Below are 18,311 nucleotides of genomic sequence, written 5' to 3' on the forward strand. Positions count from 1 at the left end.
GGGCGGTTATGGAAAAAACCATTTATGTCATCAATCCGAATCGTTTGACGGATGTCACCCGGGGCCTGAAAGAAAGTCTGGTGCCGTTTCAACTGAAGGGTGGGCCGGCCATCGAATGCATGACGTTGCATGACGGACCCGCCGGCATCCAGAACGAACAGGACGTGGCCGCGGCCGCTGTGCTGGTGGGGCGGATGATCGATGATCTGGCCCGGAGCCGGGGGGATTGCGCCGCCGCGTTCGTGATTGCCTGCTTCAGCGATCCCGGCCTTCATCTGGCGCGTGAAAAGACCGTCCGTCCTGTGCTGGGCATCAATGAGTGTGGTCTGCTGACCGCCCTGGCCCTCGGGCGGCGAGTAGGCGTGATCGCCATATTGCCCACCCTCATGGACCGCCATGCGCGCGGCTACGCCGCCGCCGGCATCGCTTCGCGCATTGCCGGTGAATATCCCCTGGACCTCGCTGTCGCCCAGCTGCGGGATGCCGAAGCCACTCGGCGGCGCATGCAGGCTGTCGGCCGCCGGCTGGTGCGGGAAGACGGAGCCGATGTGTTGGTGCTGGGCTGCGCCGGCATGTCGCAATACCGTGCCTGGCTCGAAGACGCCCTGGGTGTTCCGGTCGTGGATCCGACCCTGGCGGCCGTGGCCGTGGCCATGGGGCGGGTGGCTGGACAGGCACCGGGATTTTGAATCGGATTTTGGAACTGGAGCACATATGAACGCACACATACCTTCCCGCAAATTCGGCTTGGCCGTGGCTCAGATAGGAGGTATCGATCTGGCCGACAGCCGCGCAAGCGTGGTCAGGCGCTTGCTGGACATGCTGCGTGAGGCGCATGGCCGAGGGGCCGGATTCGTGGTGTTTCCCGAGCTGGCCCTGACCACGTTCTTTCCGCGTTATTGGATGCCCCTCGAAGACGTCGAAGCGCGTTATTTTGAAAAAAAGATGCCTAACGCGGATGTGCAGCCCCTGTTCGATGAGGCTCGGCGTCTGGGCGTCGGGTTTTACCTCGGCTATGCCGAACTGACCCCGGAGGGTAAACGCTACAACACTTCGATCCTGGTTGATAAATCGGCCAATATCGTGGGTAAATATCGAAAGATCCATTTGCCGGGACACGATGACCACAAAGCGGGCGCCCCTTTTCAGCATCTGGAAAAGAAGTATTTCGATGTCGGCGAAGACACCTGGAAAGTCTGGAATATGGATGGCATCCGTACCGGCATGTGCCTGTGCAATGATCGCCGCTGGCCTGAAACCTGGCGTGTCATGGGATTGCAGAGCGCCGAGCTGATCGTGCTGGGCTACAACACCCCCGCGCATAATATCCACTGGCCGGAGCCGGTGCATTTGCGCATGCAGTCGCATTTGCTGTCCATGCAATCGGGCGCTTATCAGAATTGCGTCTGGGCGGCCGCCGCCGGAAAGACCGGCTTCGAGGACGGCTTTCACTTGATCGGAGGCTCCGTGATCGTGTCGCCCGCGGGTGAAATCGTGGCTCAGGCCGCCACGGAAGAGGATGAGGTCATCACTGCCACGATCGATCTGGCGATGGGTGAAAATTTCAGAAAAAATATTTTCGATTTTGCGCGCCATCGCCGGCCTGAGCATTACCGGCTGATCGTGGATCGCGTCGGGGCGGGAGAGGCCATCTAGGGCGCATTTCCGCCGCCGGGGCGCCAGGGCCGGTCCGCATGTCCGGGGCTCGGCCCGCGCCCGGCTCCGGGCGGACTACGGTCGCGCCATCGAGGCGCTCTGATCCGCGGGCGCGTTGGGCAGGGGTTCCCAGCGGAACCGGTTCTTGCCGGAATGCTTGGCCGCGTACATGGCGGCGTCGGCGTGGGCCACCAGGGCGTCCGGGTCCTGGCCGTGCCGGGGGTAGATCGCCGCGCCGATGCTGGCCGAAATCCGCACCTGGACGTCGTCGGCGAGGTCGAAGGGGCGGGCCAGCGCCTCCAGGATCGTGCGGGCGACGCGTTCGCAGCCTTCCAGGTCGTCCAGGCCCGCCAGCACGATGCCGAACTCGTCGCCGCCGAAGCGGGACGCGGTGTCCTCGGAGCCGGCGCGCACGCAGTGTTCCAGACGGCGGGCGACCTGCTGCAGCAGGATGTCGCCCATCGCGTGGCCGTGGCTGTCGTTGACCTCCTTGAAGCCATCCAGGTCCAGGTACAGCACGGCCGCCAGGCCGTTGTGGCGGTTGGCCGCCTCCAGGGCGCGGGCGCAGCGGTCCTGGAACATGACGCGGTTGGGCAGCCCGGTCAGCGCGTCGTGCAGGGCGTCGTGCGACAGGCGGGTCTCCAGGTTCTTGCGGGCCGTGATGTCCTGCACGACGGCGACGAGGAAGTCGGGCAGGCCGGCCGCGTCGCGCACGACGCTGAGGGCCTCGCAGACCCAGAGCAGGCTGCCGTCGCGGCGCCGGTAGGGTTTCTCGACTTCGGGCGGGGGCCCCAGGAAATGCGCCGTCAGGCGGCCGTTCAGGAAGGCGCGGGCGCCGTCCCGGTCGCCCGGATCGACCAGGTCGAACAGGGTGCGCTTGAGCAGTTCGTCCGCCTCGTAGCCCAGCATGCGGCAGAACTTTTCGTTGACCTCCAGGAGGCGGCCGTCGGGCGCGACACGGGCGATGCCCATGGCCGCCTGGTGGAAGGTGGCGCGGAACAGCGCCTCGTTGGCCTCCAGGACCTCGGTGGCCGTGCGCTGGCGCAGCGACAGGAAGAGGAACAGGACGGCGAGTCCGGCCAGGGCGGCCGTCGCGCCGCCGGCGAGGAGCAGGTAGGTCTCGCGGCGCTGCCGGGCGGGGGCCAGGACCTCGGCATAGTCCGTGCCGACGGTGATCATCAGCGGGTAGCTGCTCATCGTGCGGTAGCTGATGATGCGGGTGACGCCGTCGATGGAATGGCCGTCGTCCACGAACGAGCCCTCGGGCTGGGTGGCCTGGCGCAGGTTCCAGGGGTGTTTGCCGGAATCCAGGCCGTAGGTGGGGCGCGTGCCGACCAGGCGGCTGCGCAGGGCGCCGTCCAGGCCGGCGATCTCCAGCATGTCGGAGGGGCCCGGGCGGATCCCGCCGTAGAGGGTGGCGAAGTTGGCGGGGTCCACCGACATCACCACCACGCCGCCGAAGCCGCCGTCCGCTCTGGAGATGCGCAGGGACATGGGGATGCGCCACTGGCCGGAGATCCGGCCCAGGACGGGGCGGTCCAGGTAGAGCGTGTCTTTGCGGTTGTCGCGCTGCTGCGTGAAGAAGTCGCGGTCGGCGTAGTTGACGCGGCTGGCGCCCTGGGTGCTGGTGACGACGGCGCCGGTTGCGTCGACGATGCTGAGGATGGTGAAGGCCTGGTCCCGGATGATGCGCTGCTCGGCCCAGCGCGCCAGATCCAGCCCGGCGCCGTCGCGCAGGTACGCCTGGCGGGCGAACGCGGCGATCTGCTCAGCTTCCTTCAGGGTACGGGCCACCTGCTGCTCCAGGGCGATGGCCAGGTTGGCGTTGGAGCGCATGGCGGCGGTCACGGCCTGGGCGCGCTCGAAGGTGGTGCGCTGCAGGGTGGTGAGCCAGATTGCGCCGATGGCCGCGGCGCAGACCAGCAGGACCACCAGCTGCAGAAGGGACAGGCCAGGCAGCCGGAATCCGGTCCTGCCGGAAGCCTGAGAGGTACGGCTGCCGCCCGGCCTGACGGACAGTGTCATCGAAGGGCTCTCCCGTCTGTGTCCGGCGCGATCCGCGCCCGAATTCCGCCTGTCATGGGTGACAGAACTTTACGGCGCCCCACCCGGTTTGTCGAGCGCGGGCGGGGTACGGACATGATATTCTTTTCGATTCCGTATCCAATTGCTGCCGTTCGCGCCATGTCCGTCGATTATCTGAAACGCATCCTGACGTCCAAAGTCTATGACGTCGCCCACGAAACCGCACTGGACCTGGCGCCCCGGATTTCCAAGCGGATCGGCAACACCGTGCTGCTCAAGCGCGAGGACACCCAGCCCGTGTTCAGCTTCAAGCTGCGCGGCGCCTACAACAAGATGGCGCACCTGAGCGAGGACGAGCTGCGGCGCGGCGTCATCGCCGCGTCGGCCGGCAACCACGCCCAGGGGGTGGCCCTGGCCGCCAGCCGCCTGAAGTGCCGGGCGGTGATCGTCATGCCGGTGACCACGCCCCAGGTCAAGATCGACGCCGTGCGCGCCCTGGGCGGCGAGGTCGTGCTGTTCGGCGACAGTTTCACCGATGCCGCCGAGCATGCCGCCGAACTGCAGGCGCGCGACGGGCTGACCTTCGTGCACCCCTTCGACGACCCCGACGTGATCGCGGGCCAGGGCACCGTGGGCATGGAGATCCTGCGCCAGCACCCCGGCCCCATCGACGCGATCTTCGTGGCCATCGGCGGCGGCGGCCTGATTTCCGGCGTGGCGGCCTACGTCAAGCAGCTGCGTCCGGAAATCAAGATCATCGGCGTGCAGATGGTGGATTCCGACGCCATGGTGCGCAGCATCCAGGCCGGGCGCCGGGTGCGGCTCGCCGACGTGGGGCTGTTCTCCGACGGCACGGCGGTCAAGCAGGTGGGCCAGGAGACCTTCCGCCTGGCCCGCGAATACGTCGATGATTACGTCACCGTCGATACCGACGCCGTCTGTGCCGGGATCAAGGACGTGTTCCAGGACACGCGCAGCGTGCTGGAGCCCGCCGGCGCGCTGGCGCTGGCCGGGGCCAAGCGCTACGCCGCGCAGCACAAATGGAAGGGCAAGACCCTGGTGGCCATCACCTGCGGCGCCAACATGAATTTCGACCGCCTGCGCTTCGTGGCCGAGCGCGCCGACGTCGGCGAGGCGCGCGAGGCCCTGTTCGCCATCACCCTGCCGGAAAAGCGCGGCAGCTTCCTGCGCCTGTGCGAGGCCGTGGGCGACCGCGCCGTGACGGAATTCAACTACCGGATTTCCGACGCCGAGCAGGCGCACGTCTACGTCGGCCTGCAGATCCGCTCCGAAGCCGAAATCGAGAAACTGGCGGCGCATTTCCGCAAGCGGGACTTTCCCACCCTGGACCTGACCAGCAACGAGATGGCCAAGACCCACCTGCGCTACATGGTGGGGGGACGCTCGGCCCTGGCCGAAAACGAAGTGCTGTACCGCTTCGAGTTCCCCGAGCGGCCCGGCGCCCTGATGAAGTTCCTGGGGGCCATGAATCCGGACTGGAACATCAGCCTGTTCCATTACCGCAACCAGGGCGACGACTACGGCCGCATCCTGGTCGGCATCCAGGTGCCGCCCGCCGACAAGAAGGCCTTCAAGGAATTCCTGTCCTCGCTGGGCTATCCGTACTGGAACGAAACCGACAATCCGGCCTACCGCCTGTTCCTGTAGCCTGCGGCTGCGCCCCGCAGCCGGCAACCCGAAGCCCGCCACCCGCAGCCGGCCGCGGCGCGCGGCCCGCCGCGGCCGCGGTCAGGCCGCCCGTGTCGCCGGGCCCGCCGCATCCCGCGCTGGCGCGGCGGGGCCCGCGGGCGGGCAGACGCGCGCCGCCGGAAAGAGGATGCTGAAGACGCTGCCTTCGCCCGGCGTGCTGCGGATGTCCAGCGTGGCATCGTGGCGCATGACGACGTGCTTGGCGATGGCCAGGCCCAGGCCGGTGCCGCCGGTGGCGCGCGAGCGGCCCCGGTCGGCCCGGAAGAAGCGCTCCGTCAGGCGCGGGATGTCGGCGGAATCGATGCCGATGCCGGTGTCCCGCACGCGGCAGGCGGCGCCGCCGCCGGGCGCCGGCTCCCACAGGACCGTGATGGACCCGCCCGGCGGGGTGTAGCGCACGGCGTTGGTCAGCAGGTTGCCGATCGCCGAGGCCAGCTCGGTGTCCTGGCCGCGGATGCGCAGGGTCTCGTCCAGCCGCGCGTCGAAGGTGTGGCGCCCGCCGGACAGGGCCTGGGCCTGGGCCAGGGCGGTGCGCACCAGGGCCGCGACGGGCACGGGGCCGCCTTCCTGGTTGGGAGTCGATTCCAGCGAGGACAGGGTGAGCAGGTCGGACACCAGGGCCTGCATGTTGCGGGTCTGCTGCGCCATCAGGTCCAGGTAGTGGCGGCGCTGTTCGCCGGTCAGGGCATCGCCGGGCAGGTCCTGCAGGGTCTCGACGAAGCCCGACAGCACGGTGAGCGGCGTGCGCAGTTCGTGCGAGACGTTGGCGACGAAGTCCTTGCGGGTGTTCTCCAGCCGCTCGATCTGGGTGATGTCGCGCGTGACCATCAGGAACTGGCCGACGCCGTAGGGCGCCAGGTGCAGCGACAGGGTGCGGGCCGCGCCGCCGTGCCCCAGGTGCAGGATCAGCGGGCGGTCCCAGGTCTCCTGGCCGGCGTAGCGGGCGAATTCGGGCGCGCGCACGATGTTGAGGATGCTGTGCCCGCGGTCCCGTTCCAGGTCCAGCCCCAGGTGGCTGGCCGCGGTCTGGTTGCACCATTGCAGGGCCTTGTGGGGATCCAGCGTCAGGGCGCCGTCGGGCAGGGCCTCGGCGGCCAGCAGGGCGCGGTGGAAGCTGCGCGTGCGGTCCTGCAGGTCCAGGCGGTTCTGCTTCAGCTTGCGGTAGATGGGCGCCAGGATCTCGTCCCACGGGCCGACCGAGGGCGGCGGCGGCTCGTCGATGGCGCGCACCCAGCGGGCGATGCGCGACAGCTGCAGGCCGCTGACGAGGATCATCAGCAGCAGGCCCAGGGCGAAGAAGGCCCAGCCGGTGGCGGCGCCCAGCCAGGCGCCCAGCAGCCAGCCGCCCAGCGCCCAGAGCGCGATGGAAACGAGAGTCTTGCTCATTGAGGATGCGTGATGCTGAAACGGTAGCCCGCCCCGCGCGAGGTCTGGATGGCGCCTTCCAGGCCGGCGGGCGACAGGGCTTTGCGCAGGCGGCGGATGTGGACGTCCACCGTGCGTTCTTCGACGAAGACGTGGTCGCCCCAGACCTGATCCAGCAGCTGGCTCCGGCTGTATACGCGCTCCGCATGCGTCATGAGGAAGTGTAGCAGGCGGAATTCCGTGGGCCCCATGGGCAGCGGCAGGCCGTTGCCCGACACGCGCCGCGAATCCGGCTCCAGCCGCAGTCCGCCGGCCTCGATGGGGTCGGGGGTGTGCTGCGGCGCGCGGCGGCGTAGCAAGGACTTGATGCGCGCCAGCAGCTCGCGCGGGGAGAAGGGCTTGGTGATGTAGTCGTCGGCGCCGGCCTCCAGGCCGTCCACCTTGTCCTGTTCGGCGCCGCGCGCGGTCAGCATGATGAGCGGGATGTCGCGGGTGCGGGCGTCGCCGCGCAGCTGGCGGGCCAGGCGGATGCCGGGCTGGTCGGGCAGCATCCAGTCCAGCAGGATCAGGTCGGGCAGGATCTGCTGGATCTGTTCCTGCGCCTGACGCGCGTCCAGCGCGCTGCGCACGCTGTAGCCGGCGTGTTGCAGGTTGACGGACAGCAGTTCCTGGATGGCGGGTTCGTCTTCGATGAGCAGGATGGTGGCGGGCATGGGGAAGTCTCGCATGGCGGCGGGACCGGAATGCGGGCCCCGCCGTTCCGGGCGCGGGCGGCGCATTCCGGCACGGGTGTCATCATACGGTCGCATTATTTCACTGATGTGACGCTGTCATATAGGGCGCAGCCTGCGCAGCGTGGGGGCCTTTTACGGTGGTACGATACGCGGATCATGAGCACACCCGCACCAGACGCCGGCCAGGGGCCGCAGACGCATTTCGGTTTCGAGACCGTCCAGGAATCGGAGAAGGCCCGCCGCGTGGCCGAGGTCTTCCATTCGGTGGCCTCGCGCTACGACGTGATGAACGACCTGATGTCGGCCGGGCTGCACCGCATCTGGAAGGCCTTCACCATCGGCCGCGCCCAGGTGCGCCCGGGCATGCGGGTGCTGGACATCGCCGGGGGCACCGGCGACCTGGCGCGCGCCTTCGCGCGCCGCGCTGGCCCCGAAGGCGAGGTCTGGCTGACCGACATCAACGACTCCATGCTGCGCGTGGGCCGCGACCGCCTGCTGGATCGCGGCGTGGTCGCGCCGGTGGCGGTCTGCGACGCCGAATGCCTGCCGTTCCCGGACCGGTATTTCGACCGCGTGTCGGTGGCGTTCGGCCTGCGCAACATGACGCACAAGGACCGCGCCCTGGCGGAAATGCGCCGCGTGCTGAAGCCGGGCGGCAAGCTGCTGGTGCTGGAATTTTCCCGCGTGGCGCCGGCGCTGGCGCCCGCGTACGACTGGTATTCCTTCAACATTCTGCCGAAAATGGGCCAGCTGGTGGCCGGCGACGAGGCCAGCTACCGCTACCTGGCCGAATCCATCCGCATGCATCCGGACCAGGAGACCCTGGCCGGCATGATGCGCGAGGCCGGCCTGGGCCGGGTGCAGTACTTCAACATGACGGCCGGCGTGGTCGCCCTGCACGAAGGCATCCGGCTCGACTGAGCGCGCGTCCCGGGCGCGGGCTGCCCGCGCCCTTCCTTCCGCACCCGTGCGCATTTTTCGCCGGGCCGCCCGCGGGCGGCCTGTGCAGGCCCGCGTGCGCCCGGCCTGCGTGTGCCCGGCCTGCGTTCGCCCGGCCTGCGTTCGCCCAGCCTGCGTTCGCCCAGCCGCCTCCGTTCTGTTGCAAGCGGATGTTTCTCGGGATATTTCCCCGCTGCGGTCCGGCCTGATCTGTGTTAACTTTCATGTTCATTCAGCTTTCTGTCAGGTTGCCGGAATCCGCAGGATTCTCCGGCCCTGCCATCCCAGGAGACTCCATGAACCTTCGTCTACCCCGCTGGGCCGCCGCCACCCTGTTGCTGATGGCGGCCTTGTCCCTGCTGGCCGTGACCCAGGATGCGCATGCCCGCCGCATGGGCGGCGGCATGAGCTTCGGCCGCCAGTCCACCAACGTCGTCAAGCAGCGCCAGGCCGTGACGCCGCCGGCCGCCCAGACCACGCAGCGCGCCGCCGCGCCGGCCGCCGGGGCCGCTGCGGGCACGGCGGCCGCGGGCGCCGCCGCCAAGTCGGGCATGTCCCGCTGGCTGGGCCCCATCGCCGGCATCGCCGCCGGCCTGGGCATCGCCGCCCTGCTGTCCAGCCTGGGGCTGTCCGGCGCCTTCCTGGAATTCCTCTCCAGCGCCCTGCTGATCGGCCTGGTGGTCTTCGCGGTGATGTTCCTGGTGCGCCGCCTGCGCGGGGCCCAGCGTCCGCTGGCCGGTGCCGCCGCCGGCGCCGCGCAGGGGCCCAACAGCTACCGCCAGTCGGCGTCCTCCGGCCAGGGCTTCGGCATGCCCGGCCGCCCGGCGTCCGAGCCGGCCGCGGGGGCATCCGCCGCGCCGGTGATCGAGGCCGCGCCGTCCGTTCAGCAGCAGGATCCGTCCTGGTTCATCCCGGCCGGGTTCGACGTGCCGGCCTTCCTGGACCAGGCCAAGCAGCAGTTCACGCGCGTCCAGTCCCTCTGGGATGCGGGCAACCGCGACAGCCTGCGCGAATTCCTCACCGACGACCTGCTGGCGGAGATCACCCCGCGCCTGCCCGGTCCCGAGGAAGGCAACCGCACCGAGGTCGTGCTGCTGAACGCCGAGCTGCTGGGCATCGAGACGGTGGCCGGCGGCCACCTGGCCAGCGTGCGCTATTCCGGCATGCTGCGCGAATCGGCCGGGGCCGAGGCCTTCCACTTCGAGGAAGTCTGGAACCTGTACAAGGCCGATGGCGCCGGCTGGCTGCTCGCCGGCATCCAGCAGACCAACGCGCGCTGATTCCACGCGCCGGATCGGCCTTCGCGGCCGCCCGACCCCGGATGCGGGGCGGGCGGCCGTTTGCGTTCCGGCTCGCGTGAAAGGCCGTGGGCGAGGCCCGGACGACGGCCCGGAACGCGCGCTCCGGCCCGCGTGCGCGGCGCTCAAAACCGGTAAACTGGGGCCTGCGCCCGCTCCTGCCCGGCGCGCCCGGCCCCGTCGTTCATGATCATGCCTCTTCCCTTTCCCTTCCCGTCCCCCTCCGATGTCCTGCTCCGGGGGCTGAACGCGCTGCTGCGCCGCGAACCCTGGGCGCGCGAGCGGCTGGCGGTCCACGCCGGCAAGTCGCTGCGCCTGACGGCGGGCGAGCCCTGGACGCTGCAGTGCGCGATCGCCTCCGACGGCGCCCTGCAGCACTGCCCACGGGCCGTGGTGCCCGACGTGGTGCTGTCCATCCCGCCCGAGCGCCGCCGCGACCTGCCCGGCGCCTGGCGCGGCGAGGGTCTGGCGGGGATCACGGGCCTGGCCCGCATCCAGGGGGACGCCGGCCTGGCCCACCTGGTGTCCGATCTGGCGCGCGGCCTGCGCTGGGACGTGGAGGACGATCTGGCGCGCGTCGTGGGCGACGTGGCGGCGGTGCGCCTCACCCGGGGCGCGCGCGCGCTGGCCGGCGGCCTGCGCCAGGCCGCAAGCCGGGCGCAGGACAACGTGGCGGAATACCTGGGCGAGGAATCCGGCCTGGGCGTTCCGGCGGCGGACTTCCGCGCCTGGGCGGCGGAGCGCCAGGCGCTCGAATCCCGGCTCGAACGGCTCGATGTCCGCCTGCGCCGGCTGGAGGGCGGGGCATGCTGACCTTCCTGCGCCTGGCCTACATCCTGTGGATCGGCCTGCGCTACCGGCTCGACGAGCTGGTCCTGTCGGGCATCCAGCATCCCTGGGCGCACACGCTGCTGAAGATCGTCTGCCTGGGCCGCCGGCCGCGCCGCCCGCGCGGCGAGCGCTTGCGCCTGGCCCTGGAAACCCTGGGACCGATCTACGTCAAGTTCGGCCAGGTCCTGTCCACGCGCCGCGACCTGGTGCCCCAGGACATCGCCGACGAGCTGGCCCGGCTCCAGGACCGCGTGCCACCGTTCCCGTCCGACCAGGCGGCCGCCATCATCCGCGAATCCCTGGGCGACGCGCCGCAGAACCTGTTCGCCCGGTTCGAGCGCGATCCCGTGGCCTCGGCCTCGATCGCCCAGGTGCACTTCGCCGTGCTGCACGACGGCCGCGAGGTCGCGGTCAAGGTGCTGCGTCCCGGGATGCGCGAGGCCATCGAGCGCGACCTGACGCTGCTGCGCGCGCTGGCCGGGCTGGTCGAACGGCTGGCGCCCGACGGGCGGCGGCTCAAGCCGCGCGAAGTCGTGGCCGAATTCGACAAATACCTGCACGACGAGCTGGACCTGATCCGCGAGGCCGCGAACTGCAGCCAGCTGCGGCGCAATTTCGGCCCCGACACCGGCCGCGCCCATCTGCTGCGGGTGCCCGAGGTCGTCTGGGAATACTGCGCCAGCCAGGTCTTCACCATGGAACGCATGCGCGGCGTGCCGGTCAGCCAGGTCGAACGCCTGCGCGCGCTGGGCGTGGACATCCCGCTGCTGGCCCGCCAGGGGGTCGAGATCTTCTTCATGCAGGTGTTCACGGACGGCTTCTTCCACGCCGACATGCACCCGGGCAACATCTACGTGTCCGACGATCCGGACACCCTGGGGCGCTACATCGCCCTGGATTTCGGCATCGTCGGCTCCCTGTCGGAATTCGACAAGAACTACCTGGCGCAGAATTTCCTCGCCTTCTTCCGGCGCGACTACCGCCGGGTGGCCCAGCTGCACATCGAGTCCGGCTGGGTGCCGCCCTCCACCCGCGAAGAAGAGCTGGAGGGCGCCGTGCGCGCCGTCTGCGAGCCCTATTTCGACCGGCCATTGGCGGAAATCTCCCTGGGGCAGGTGCTGCTGCGCCTGTTCCAGACCTCGCGCCGCTTCAACGTCGAGATCCAGCCCCAGCTGGTGCTGCTGCAGAAGACGCTGCTCAACGTGGAAGGCATGGGGCGCGAGCTGGATCCGAACCTGGACCTCTGGCAGACCGCCAAGCCCTTCCTGGAAAAATGGATGCACCAGCGCGTCGGCCTGCGCGGCCTGCGCCAGCGCCTGGACCAGGAAGCCAGCCAGTGGGCGCAGATCCTGCCGCAGATCCCCCGCCTGGTCTATGCCCGCCTGAACCATCCCGATGCGGGGCCGGCGATGCGGGCCGAACTCGAACGGCTGCGCCAGGCCCAGGACCGCTCCAACCGCCTGCTGGCGGTGCTGTGCGGCATCCTGGCGGCCGGGCTGGGCGTGGCGATCTGGGCGCTGACGCGCGGCGGCGGCTTCTGATGGCGGCGCCTCCCGCCTTCGAGTCCAAGATCCTCGATCGCGCGGCCTGCGTGCGGGCGGTGCGCGAGGGACGCCTGTCGCGCCCGCTGATCTTCACCAACGGCGTGTTCGACATCCTGCACCGCGGGCACGTCACCTACCTGGACCGGGCCGCCCGCCTGGGCGCCTCGCTGATCGTGGGGGTGAACACGGACGAGTCCGTGCGCCGCCTGGGCAAGGGCGAGGACCGCCCCCTGAACGGCCAGGACGACCGCGCCGCGCTGCTGGCCGCGCTGGCCTGCGTGGACGGGGTGGTGCTGTTTCCCGAGGACACGCCGCTGGAACTGATCCAGGCCCTGCGGCCCGACGTGATCGTCAAGGGCGGCGACTACGACATGGACGCGCTGCCCGAGACCGCCGTGGTGCGCGGCTGGGGCGGGCGGGCCGTGGCCATCCCGTTCGAGCACCAGCGCTCGACCACGGCGCTGCTGCGCAAGATCCGGACCTGAAACGCACGAGCCCCGCATGCGGGGCTCGCTGGAAACGGAACGCGGCGCGCGTCAGAATTTGAAGCGCGACCGCGCCGTGCCGCGCAGGGGCTTCACGTAGGTGTCGAAGATCGAGTCGGTCTCGAAGTTGGCGGCGCTGGTGCGCGTGATGCGGCACACCGTCATGATCGGGCTGTGGCCGACGATGGCCACCATGCGGCCGCCCACGGCCAGCTGGTATTTCAGCGCGTCGGGCACCGAGGGGACCGAGCCGGTGATCAGGATGGCGTCGTATTCGGCCGTGCCCCAGCCGGCATGCGCGTCGCCCGTTTCCACGGTGACGTTGGCGACCTGGCTGCGTGCGAGGTTCGCCTGCGCGAAGGCCGACAGGCGGCTTTCGAGCTCGATGCTGGTGACCTGCTGGCACAGCCGCGACAGCAGGGCGGCCTGGTAGCCCGAGCCCGTGCCGATTTCCAGCACGCAGTCCGTGGGCTGGAGCCGCAGTTCCTCGGCCAGCCTGGCCTCGACCTTGGGGGACAGCATGGTCTCGCGGGTGTCGACGCCGTCGATCACCAGCGGCAGTTCCGTGTCCGTGAAGGCCAGGGCGCGCATCTGCGGCGGGACGAAGCGTTCGCGGGGCATGTCGAAGACGGCCTGCAGCACCCGTTCGTCCTGGACGTTCCAGGGGCGGATCTGCTGTTCGACCATGTTGAAGCGGGCACGATCGGCGTCGGCGATGTCGTTGACGTTCATGTCGCGGGAGTACCTGAGGTTGATTCGACTGAGGTTGATTCGAGTCCGATTATAGGCCAGCGACCCGGCCGATGGCTTTGAGGCGGGTCAGTCTTGCGGCTTGGGCCACAGGGCGTGGAAGTGATGCACCGGCCCGTGGCCCGAGCCGACCTGGAGCTGGCCGGAGGCGGCGATGGCGCGTTCCAGCCAGGCCTTGGCATGCCGCGCGGCCTCGGGCACGCCCGGGGCGCGCGGCAGCAGGGCGGCCATCGCCGCCGACAGCGTGCAGCCGGTGCCGTGGGTGTTGGGCGTGTCGATGCGCCGGCCCGGCAGCTCGATCAGCCGGTCGCCGTCGTGCAGCAGGTCGATGGTGTCGTCGCCCGGCAGGTGTCCGCCTTTCAGGAAGACCCAGCGCTCGCCGTCGTCGGCCAGCAGCCGGCGCAGGCGCTCGGCGACGCGGCGCATGTCCTTGAGGTTGTCGGCGGGGCTCTGGCCCAGCAGCACGCCGGCTTCGGGCAGGTTGGGGGTGATGACGGTGGCCAGCGGGATCAGGCCTTCGCGCAGGGCGTCCACGGCCTGGCGTTCCAGCAGGTGGTCGCCGCTCTTGGCGACCATCACCGGGTCCAGCACCAGGTGCGCCGGCTTCCAGTGCGCCAGCCGGTCGGCCACGACGCGGGTGACGCCGGCCTGGCCCAGCATGCCGATCTTCACGGCGTCCACGCGCACGTCGGCGAACAGCGTGTCGATCTGGGTTGCGACGAATTCCGGCGGCACGGGGAAAATGCCGGTGACCGCCTGCGTGTTCTGCGCGGTCAGCGCGGCGATCACGGCCATGCCGTAGGCGCCCAGGGCGCTCATGGTCTTGACGTCGGCGAGGACGCCGGCCCCGCCCGAGGGGTCCACGCCGGCAATCGACAGGGTATTGGGGATCATCGCAGGCTCCGTGCGGATGGGGCCGGGGCCGGGGCTGGCGCTGGCGCGCCCCGGCGTGCGCGGCCGAGGGCTCAGGCGGCCCGGGTCGAGGGCAGCAGGCCTTCGGTGGGCGAACTGGGATCGGCGTCGTAGTACTTGCGCTTGATGCGGCCTGCCAGGTAGGCCTCGCGTCCGGCCTCCACGCCCAGGCGCATGGCGCGCGCCATGCGGATCGGGTCGCGCGCGCCGGCGATGGCGGTGTTCATCAGGATCGCGTCGCAGCCCAGTTCCATGGCGATGGCGGCATCCGAGGCCGTGCCCACGCCGGCGTCCACCAGCACCGGGACGCGGGCCTGGTCGATGATCAGGCGCAGGTTCCAGGGGTTGACGATGCCCATGCCCGAGCCGATCAGCGAGGCCAGCGGCATCACCGCCGCCACGCCGATGTCTTCCAGCATGCGGCACTGGATCGGGTCGTCGCTGCAATACACCATGACCTGGAAGCCGTCGGCCACCAGCGTGCGCGCGGCGGCCAGGGTTTCCGGCATGTTGGGGAACAGGTTGCCGGAGTCGCCCAGGACTTCGAGCTTGACCAGGTTGTGGCCGTCCAGCAGCTCGCGCGCCAGGCGCAGCGTGCGCACGGCGTCCTCGGCGGTGTAGCAGCCAGCCGTGTTCGGCAGGATGGTGTAGCGGTCCGGCGACAGGAAATCCAGCAGGTTGGGCTCGCCCGGGTTCTGGCCGATGTTGGTGCGGCGGATGGCGACGGTGACGATCTCGGCGCCGCTGGCCTCGATGGCCTCGCGGGTCTGGCTGAAGTCGCGGTATTTGCCGGTGCCGACCAGCAGGCGGGAATGGAAGACGCGGTCGGCGATGGTGAGGGTGTCTGGGGAGGTCATGGGTGTGTTCGTGGCATGGCGCGTGGGGCTCGTCTTGGCCCGGCTCGTTCGTAAGGATAATCCATTTGGATTCTGGATTGGTCTTGCACGCCAGGGGGGCGTTGTGCGAAGACTGTGCGCCGTTTGGGAAAGGAGATATGACAAAAGGCTATTTTGTAAATTTGTGTGAACGGCTGCGCACCGTTTAAGATGGCACGGGCTTGGCTGATTGAGCGATGTCGCGCGGGACCGCGCCGGCTATCGGCCGATGGAGCCGACGGGTTTCAACATGGGAGAAGCCAGATGAAGGGGAACAAGAAGGCGCTGGCCGCCGTGCTGGTTGCGTCCGTTTTCGCCGCCGGCTGCGCAACGGATGGCAGCGGCGGCTGGGGGACCAAACAGTCGATCGGCACGGCCGTCGGCGCCGTGGCGGGGGTGTTGCTGGGCAGCCAGATCGGTGGCGGGTCGGGCCGGACAGTGGCGATGATCGTCGGCGCCTTCGCTGGCGGCGCGCTGGGCAATTGGATCGGCTCCAGCCTGGACGCCCAGGACCAGGAGGCACTGGCGGCAAGCACCCAGCGCGCGCTCGCCAGCGGCCAGACGGAAACCTGGACGTCCGATCATAGCGGCGCATCCGCCGTGATCCGGCCTGTGTCGTCCGAAACCAAAACGCAGCAGGCAACCGTCAAGCGTTCCGAAAAGATCGTCCAGGTGCAGAACCTGGCGGCGCTCAACGAGACCTGGCAGGCAGCCTCGTCGGTCAATCTGCGTGCGGCGCCGACGGCCTCGGCCACCAAGGTGGGCGGTCTGGCCAGCGGTCAGACGTTCACGGCGCTGGGCCGCACCAGCGACAACTGGATCGCCGTGGGCCGCAAGGGGGTGACGGTGGGCTATGTGTATGGTCCGTTGGTCAAGCCGGTTGTTGTCGCCAAGGCGGATCAGGCGGTGGACCTGGACGGGATCTCGGTGGCCCAGGCCAGGACGCAGGGCTTTGACTTGGACACCATCGAGCCTGCCCGGCCGGTGGTCGAGCAGGTGGCCGTGCAGACGACGTGCCGCACCATGCAGTATGACGTCACGACGGCCAAGGGCAGCGAGTCCAAGACGGTCAATGCCTGCCAGGCTCCCGACGGCGCGTGGCAGATCGGGTGAGGCTCATGAATCAGCGTGTCCTTGCCGTCGCCCTGGCGGGTGCTTTCGCATGGGGTCCGGCATGGGCCGATTCCTTCCGCCTGGCTTTCTCCAAGGCGGAAAACGTCGAGATCTTCGTCGAGCATGCGGCGGGTGCGCCCTGGTGCTCCGCCACCCCGGATCTGCGGGTCGTCTATCATGGTGCGCCGGATCCGGCTGCGCTGGAGCGCCTGCTTCCCAAGCTGGGCGCCTTGCTCGGACAGCAATGCCCGCAGGCCGAGACCGTGACCTGGCGCAGCCAGGATGGAGCGGGCAAGGCGGTGGCTGAGGGCAGCGGCAGCAAGGCAGAACATTGGAGGCCGGTTATGGCCGCGGTCTCGTCGCCTGTTCTCGTGGGGTCCGCTCCTGTAGCGTCCGCGGCACCTGCGCCTGAAGTTGCGCCGACGCCCGCCGTCGCTCCAGTTCCCGCCGTGGCGCAGCTTCCGGCGGCGCCCGCATCGGCCGCGGCGCCGGCCGCCGGGCAGGCCGATGCTCCATCCGCCTCGCCGGCCGTTGCGGCGAAGGGCGCGGTGGAGCAGACTGCCGCTGCACAGCCACAGCCACAGCCACAGCCACAGCCACAGCCACAGCCACAGCCACAGCCACAGCCACAGCCACAGCCACAGCCACAGCCACAAGCGAAATCCCAGGCCCCGCAGGCGGAGACTGAAAATGCGGCTGCGGTAGCCGTTCGGGCGCAGGCCGCGCGATACGCCAGCCTGGGACCGGCTGGTTTTACCGTGGGTGATTGGCAACCGGAAAGCGAAGCGGATGTTCTGGCGAAGTCTTCATTCATCCGAGAGTTGTCGGATCAGAACGGCTGCAAAGTCCGGATCGGCTATCGTCTGGATGACGAGGATGCCAAATATGTCTCTCTGCTGAGTTCGGGCCTGAGCTGCGATGCGGCGGGCCGTGCCCAAGGTGTGGGCGGCCTGACGCTGCGGCGGTCCGATGGCGCGGTAATCTCGCAGGAGCGCAAGGTTTATTTCCTTGATGGCTATGCCTTCAACACGCCGGTCCAGTCAGCCCGGCTGGCAGGGACCAATGGCCAGGATGTGGTCTGGTTCAGCCTGGGCCATGACGCGAAGGACCAGTCGTACTTTCTCCTGCGAGCCGCAGTGTTTGCATGGGGATCGGGTTTGCTGCCTCTGCGAGTGCGGCCGGACCTGGACGTATTGACTGCTCAGGAGTCCAGCTTTCGTCAGGCGGCGGATATTTCCCGGCAGGTCGATGCGGCGCTACATGCCTTGCAGAACGTCGCCTTGCCGGATGCGACAGAAGTGAGCGTCCGGTTTGCCGATAGTCTGGAAGGGGTCGTCAACCAGGATCGAGAGCGCATGATGTATGCCATTAATGCGGACCGGGCCTGGAATTACCGGCAGCGCCAGGCGGTTGGCGAGTGGAGGTTCCGGCTGGATCAGGGCGTCAACTACGTCTTCGCGCGTGAAAAGCGGCGGGCTGACGAGGAGCGCGAGCGCAAGCGTCAGGCGGAGTTCCAGGAGCAGCAGCGCCAACAGCAATTGGCCTGGGAAAAGCGTCGGGAACTGGAAAGCCAGGCTCGCGAGGCCGAGCACCAGTTGCGGCAATACGAGAATCTGGTGGCGGAAGCCCGGCGAGGCCCGGACGGCGCATTGAAGCGCCATTTCGTCAGATCTGACCGCTATATTCCATTGCAGGGTGGCGTCTATGCGCGTTTGTATGGCGGCGGCTCCATTCCTTTCCGGCGGATCGTCCATGTCAGCGGCCGTGACGGCGACGAGGCCAAGGTCGACTTCCCCTACGATCTACGGATCGCGGGTCTCAAGGAGGTGAAAGAAGCCTGGTATGTCGTCGCCGGTGAGGCACGCGTGGATGAAACGCGTCAGGATGCGGATGGCCTTGCGCTGACGGTGGTGACACCGGATCCGGCAGGCGGCCTGCGGGTGTGCGAAGAAAAAGGGTGCGCGGACTTGGCCGAGCCCCTGACGGTGATGCGCTTGCTGTCGGGGCGGTCAGATTGGACGCCGGAGTCTGCTCGGGCGTTGATCGATCAGGCACGAGCCAGGTAAGGTGGAGA

General features: G+C 69.1%; 16 protein-coding genes. 10 read left to right on the forward strand and 6 right to left on the reverse strand.

From position 1 onward, the window contains the following. The first annotated feature begins 8 nt into the window (after positions 1-8). Positions 9-689 (forward strand): aspartate/glutamate racemase family protein, encoded by a 681-nt coding sequence (locus tag HNR28_RS07200; RefSeq protein ID WP_151024340.1) that lies wholly within the window; start codon positions 9-11, stop codon positions 687-689. Positions 690-714: 25 nt separating this feature from the next. Continuing rightward, complete coding sequence (locus HNR28_RS07205; RefSeq protein ID WP_151024341.1) at positions 715-1,656, forward strand: N-carbamoyl-D-amino-acid hydrolase; 942 nt, start codon at positions 715-717, stop codon at positions 1,654-1,656. A 75-nt stretch (positions 1,657-1,731) separates the two neighbouring features. Here HNR28_RS07205 and HNR28_RS07210 read toward each other — a convergent pair whose 3' ends face one another. Then, entirely contained in the window at positions 1,732-3,681 is a 1,950-nt protein-coding gene (locus HNR28_RS07210) for a bifunctional diguanylate cyclase/phosphodiesterase (protein ID WP_211369290.1), read from the reverse strand. A gap of 159 nt (positions 3,682-3,840) precedes the next feature. Here HNR28_RS07210 and ilvA point away from each other — a divergent pair, with 159 nt between their 5' ends. After that, entirely contained in the window at positions 3,841-5,349 is a 1,509-nt protein-coding gene (gene ilvA / locus HNR28_RS07215) for a threonine ammonia-lyase, biosynthetic (protein ID WP_151024342.1), read from the forward strand. Between the two features lie 81 nt (positions 5,350-5,430). Here ilvA and phoR read toward each other — a convergent pair whose 3' ends face one another. Both phoR and phoB read right to left on the reverse strand, forming a co-directional pair. Beyond that, positions 5,431-6,777: a phosphate regulon sensor histidine kinase PhoR gene (gene phoR, locus HNR28_RS07220; RefSeq protein ID WP_151025591.1), complete on the reverse strand. Its 1,347-nt coding sequence runs from the start codon at positions 6,775-6,777 to the stop codon at positions 5,431-5,433. Then, positions 6,774-7,469, reverse strand: coding sequence for a phosphate regulon transcriptional regulator PhoB (gene phoB, locus HNR28_RS07225; RefSeq protein WP_151025592.1), 696 nt, complete (start codon positions 7,467-7,469; stop codon positions 6,774-6,776). Before phoB ends, phoR begins: the two co-directional genes overlap by 4 nt. A 177-nt stretch (positions 7,470-7,646) precedes the next feature. Between phoB and ubiE the strand changes: the two genes are divergently transcribed. The 5 genes from ubiE to rfaE2 all read left to right on the forward strand — a co-directional run bounded on the left by ubiE (position 7,647) and on the right by rfaE2 (position 12,587). Further along, a complete protein-coding gene (gene ubiE / locus HNR28_RS07230; RefSeq protein ID WP_151025593.1) occupies positions 7,647-8,411 on the forward strand; it encodes a bifunctional demethylmenaquinone methyltransferase/2-methoxy-6-polyprenyl-1,4-benzoquinol methylase UbiE in 765 nt (254 codons plus the stop codon). A gap of 314 nt (positions 8,412-8,725) precedes the next feature. Beyond that, positions 8,726-9,709 (forward strand): Tim44 domain-containing protein, encoded by a 984-nt coding sequence (locus tag HNR28_RS07235; RefSeq protein ID WP_184142679.1) that lies wholly within the window; start codon positions 8,726-8,728, stop codon positions 9,707-9,709. A 204-nt stretch (positions 9,710-9,913) separates the two neighbouring features. Beyond that, on the forward strand, positions 9,914-10,540 hold the full coding sequence (locus HNR28_RS07240; protein ID WP_151025269.1) for a ubiquinone biosynthesis accessory factor UbiJ: 627 nt from the start codon (positions 9,914-9,916) through the stop codon (positions 10,538-10,540). Continuing rightward, positions 10,534-12,099, forward strand: a complete 1,566-nt coding sequence (ubiB, locus tag HNR28_RS07245) for a ubiquinone biosynthesis regulatory protein kinase UbiB (protein WP_043680152.1) — start codon at positions 10,534-10,536, stop codon at positions 12,097-12,099. Before HNR28_RS07240 ends, ubiB begins: the two co-directional genes overlap by 7 nt. Beyond that, entirely contained in the window at positions 12,099-12,587 is a 489-nt protein-coding gene (gene rfaE2, locus HNR28_RS07250; RefSeq protein WP_151025270.1) for a D-glycero-beta-D-manno-heptose 1-phosphate adenylyltransferase, read from the forward strand. Before ubiB ends, rfaE2 begins: the two co-directional genes overlap by 1 nt. Before the next feature lie 51 nt (positions 12,588-12,638). Here rfaE2 and HNR28_RS07255 read toward each other — a convergent pair whose 3' ends face one another. The 3 genes from HNR28_RS07255 to HNR28_RS07265 form a co-directional block, all read right to left on the reverse strand. After that, positions 12,639-13,319 carry a protein-L-isoaspartate O-methyltransferase family protein gene (locus HNR28_RS07255; RefSeq protein ID WP_043680156.1) on the reverse strand — a complete coding sequence of 227 codons (681 nt, stop codon included), beginning with the start codon at positions 13,317-13,319 and terminating at the stop codon, positions 12,639-12,641. 87 nt (positions 13,320-13,406) lie between these two features. Beyond that, positions 13,407-14,231, reverse strand: a complete 825-nt coding sequence (gene thiD, locus HNR28_RS07260) for a bifunctional hydroxymethylpyrimidine kinase/phosphomethylpyrimidine kinase (RefSeq protein ID WP_151025271.1) — start codon at positions 14,229-14,231, stop codon at positions 13,407-13,409. A 71-nt stretch (positions 14,232-14,302) separates the two neighbouring features. Beyond that, positions 14,303-15,106: a thiazole synthase gene (locus HNR28_RS07265; protein WP_043685690.1), complete on the reverse strand. Its 804-nt coding sequence runs from the start codon at positions 15,104-15,106 to the stop codon at positions 14,303-14,305. Between the two features lie 282 nt (positions 15,107-15,388). Between HNR28_RS07265 and HNR28_RS07270 the strand changes: the two genes are divergently transcribed. Both HNR28_RS07270 and HNR28_RS07275 read left to right on the forward strand, forming a co-directional pair. After that, complete coding sequence (locus HNR28_RS07270) at positions 15,389-16,237, forward strand: SH3 domain-containing protein (protein WP_151025272.1); 849 nt, start codon at positions 15,389-15,391, stop codon at positions 16,235-16,237. Positions 16,238-16,242: 5 nt separating this feature from the next. Further along, entirely contained in the window at positions 16,243-18,303 is a 2,061-nt protein-coding gene (locus HNR28_RS07275) for a hypothetical protein (RefSeq protein WP_151025273.1), read from the forward strand. Positions 18,304-18,311: the final 8 nt, after the last annotated feature.

Origin of the sequence: Castellaniella defragrans, from assembly GCF_014203015.1 — a bacterium.
GTDB classification, from domain to species: domain Bacteria; phylum Pseudomonadota; class Gammaproteobacteria; order Burkholderiales; family Burkholderiaceae_B; genus Castellaniella; species Castellaniella defragrans.

What these genes read in the sequence shown, in the direction of transcription:
- HNR28_RS07200 (WP_151024340.1), top strand. Translation starts at nt 9, where the DNA reads ATGGAAAAAACCATTTATGTCATCAATCCGAATCGTTTGACGGATGTC.
- HNR28_RS07205 (WP_151024341.1), top strand. Translation starts at nt 715, where the DNA reads ATGAACGCACACATACCTTCCCGCAAATTCGGCTTGGCCGTGGCTCAG.
- HNR28_RS07210 (WP_211369290.1), bottom strand. Translation starts at nt 3,681, where the DNA reads ATGACACTGTCCGTCAGGCCGGGCGGCAGCCGTACCTCTCAGGCTTCC.
- ilvA (WP_151024342.1), top strand. Translation starts at nt 3,841, where the DNA reads ATGTCCGTCGATTATCTGAAACGCATCCTGACGTCCAAAGTCTATGAC.
- phoR (WP_151025591.1), bottom strand. Translation starts at nt 6,777, where the DNA reads ATGAGCAAGACTCTCGTTTCCATCGCGCTCTGGGCGCTGGGCGGCTGG.
- phoB (WP_151025592.1), bottom strand. Translation starts at nt 7,469, where the DNA reads ATGCCCGCCACCATCCTGCTCATCGAAGACGAACCCGCCATCCAGGAA.
- ubiE (WP_151025593.1), top strand. Translation starts at nt 7,647, where the DNA reads ATGAGCACACCCGCACCAGACGCCGGCCAGGGGCCGCAGACGCATTTC.
- HNR28_RS07235 (WP_184142679.1), top strand. Translation starts at nt 8,726, where the DNA reads ATGAACCTTCGTCTACCCCGCTGGGCCGCCGCCACCCTGTTGCTGATG.
- HNR28_RS07240 (WP_151025269.1), top strand. Translation starts at nt 9,914, where the DNA reads ATGATCATGCCTCTTCCCTTTCCCTTCCCGTCCCCCTCCGATGTCCTG.
- ubiB (WP_043680152.1), top strand. Translation starts at nt 10,534, where the DNA reads ATGCTGACCTTCCTGCGCCTGGCCTACATCCTGTGGATCGGCCTGCGC.
- rfaE2 (WP_151025270.1), top strand. Translation starts at nt 12,099, where the DNA reads ATGGCGGCGCCTCCCGCCTTCGAGTCCAAGATCCTCGATCGCGCGGCC.
- HNR28_RS07255 (WP_043680156.1), bottom strand. Translation starts at nt 13,319, where the DNA reads ATGAACGTCAACGACATCGCCGACGCCGATCGTGCCCGCTTCAACATG.
- thiD (WP_151025271.1), bottom strand. Translation starts at nt 14,231, where the DNA reads ATGATCCCCAATACCCTGTCGATTGCCGGCGTGGACCCCTCGGGCGGG.
- HNR28_RS07265 (WP_043685690.1), bottom strand. Translation starts at nt 15,106, where the DNA reads ATGACCTCCCCAGACACCCTCACCATCGCCGACCGCGTCTTCCATTCC.
- HNR28_RS07270 (WP_151025272.1), top strand. Translation starts at nt 15,389, where the DNA reads ATGAAGGGGAACAAGAAGGCGCTGGCCGCCGTGCTGGTTGCGTCCGTT.
- HNR28_RS07275 (WP_151025273.1), top strand. Translation starts at nt 16,243, where the DNA reads ATGAATCAGCGTGTCCTTGCCGTCGCCCTGGCGGGTGCTTTCGCATGG.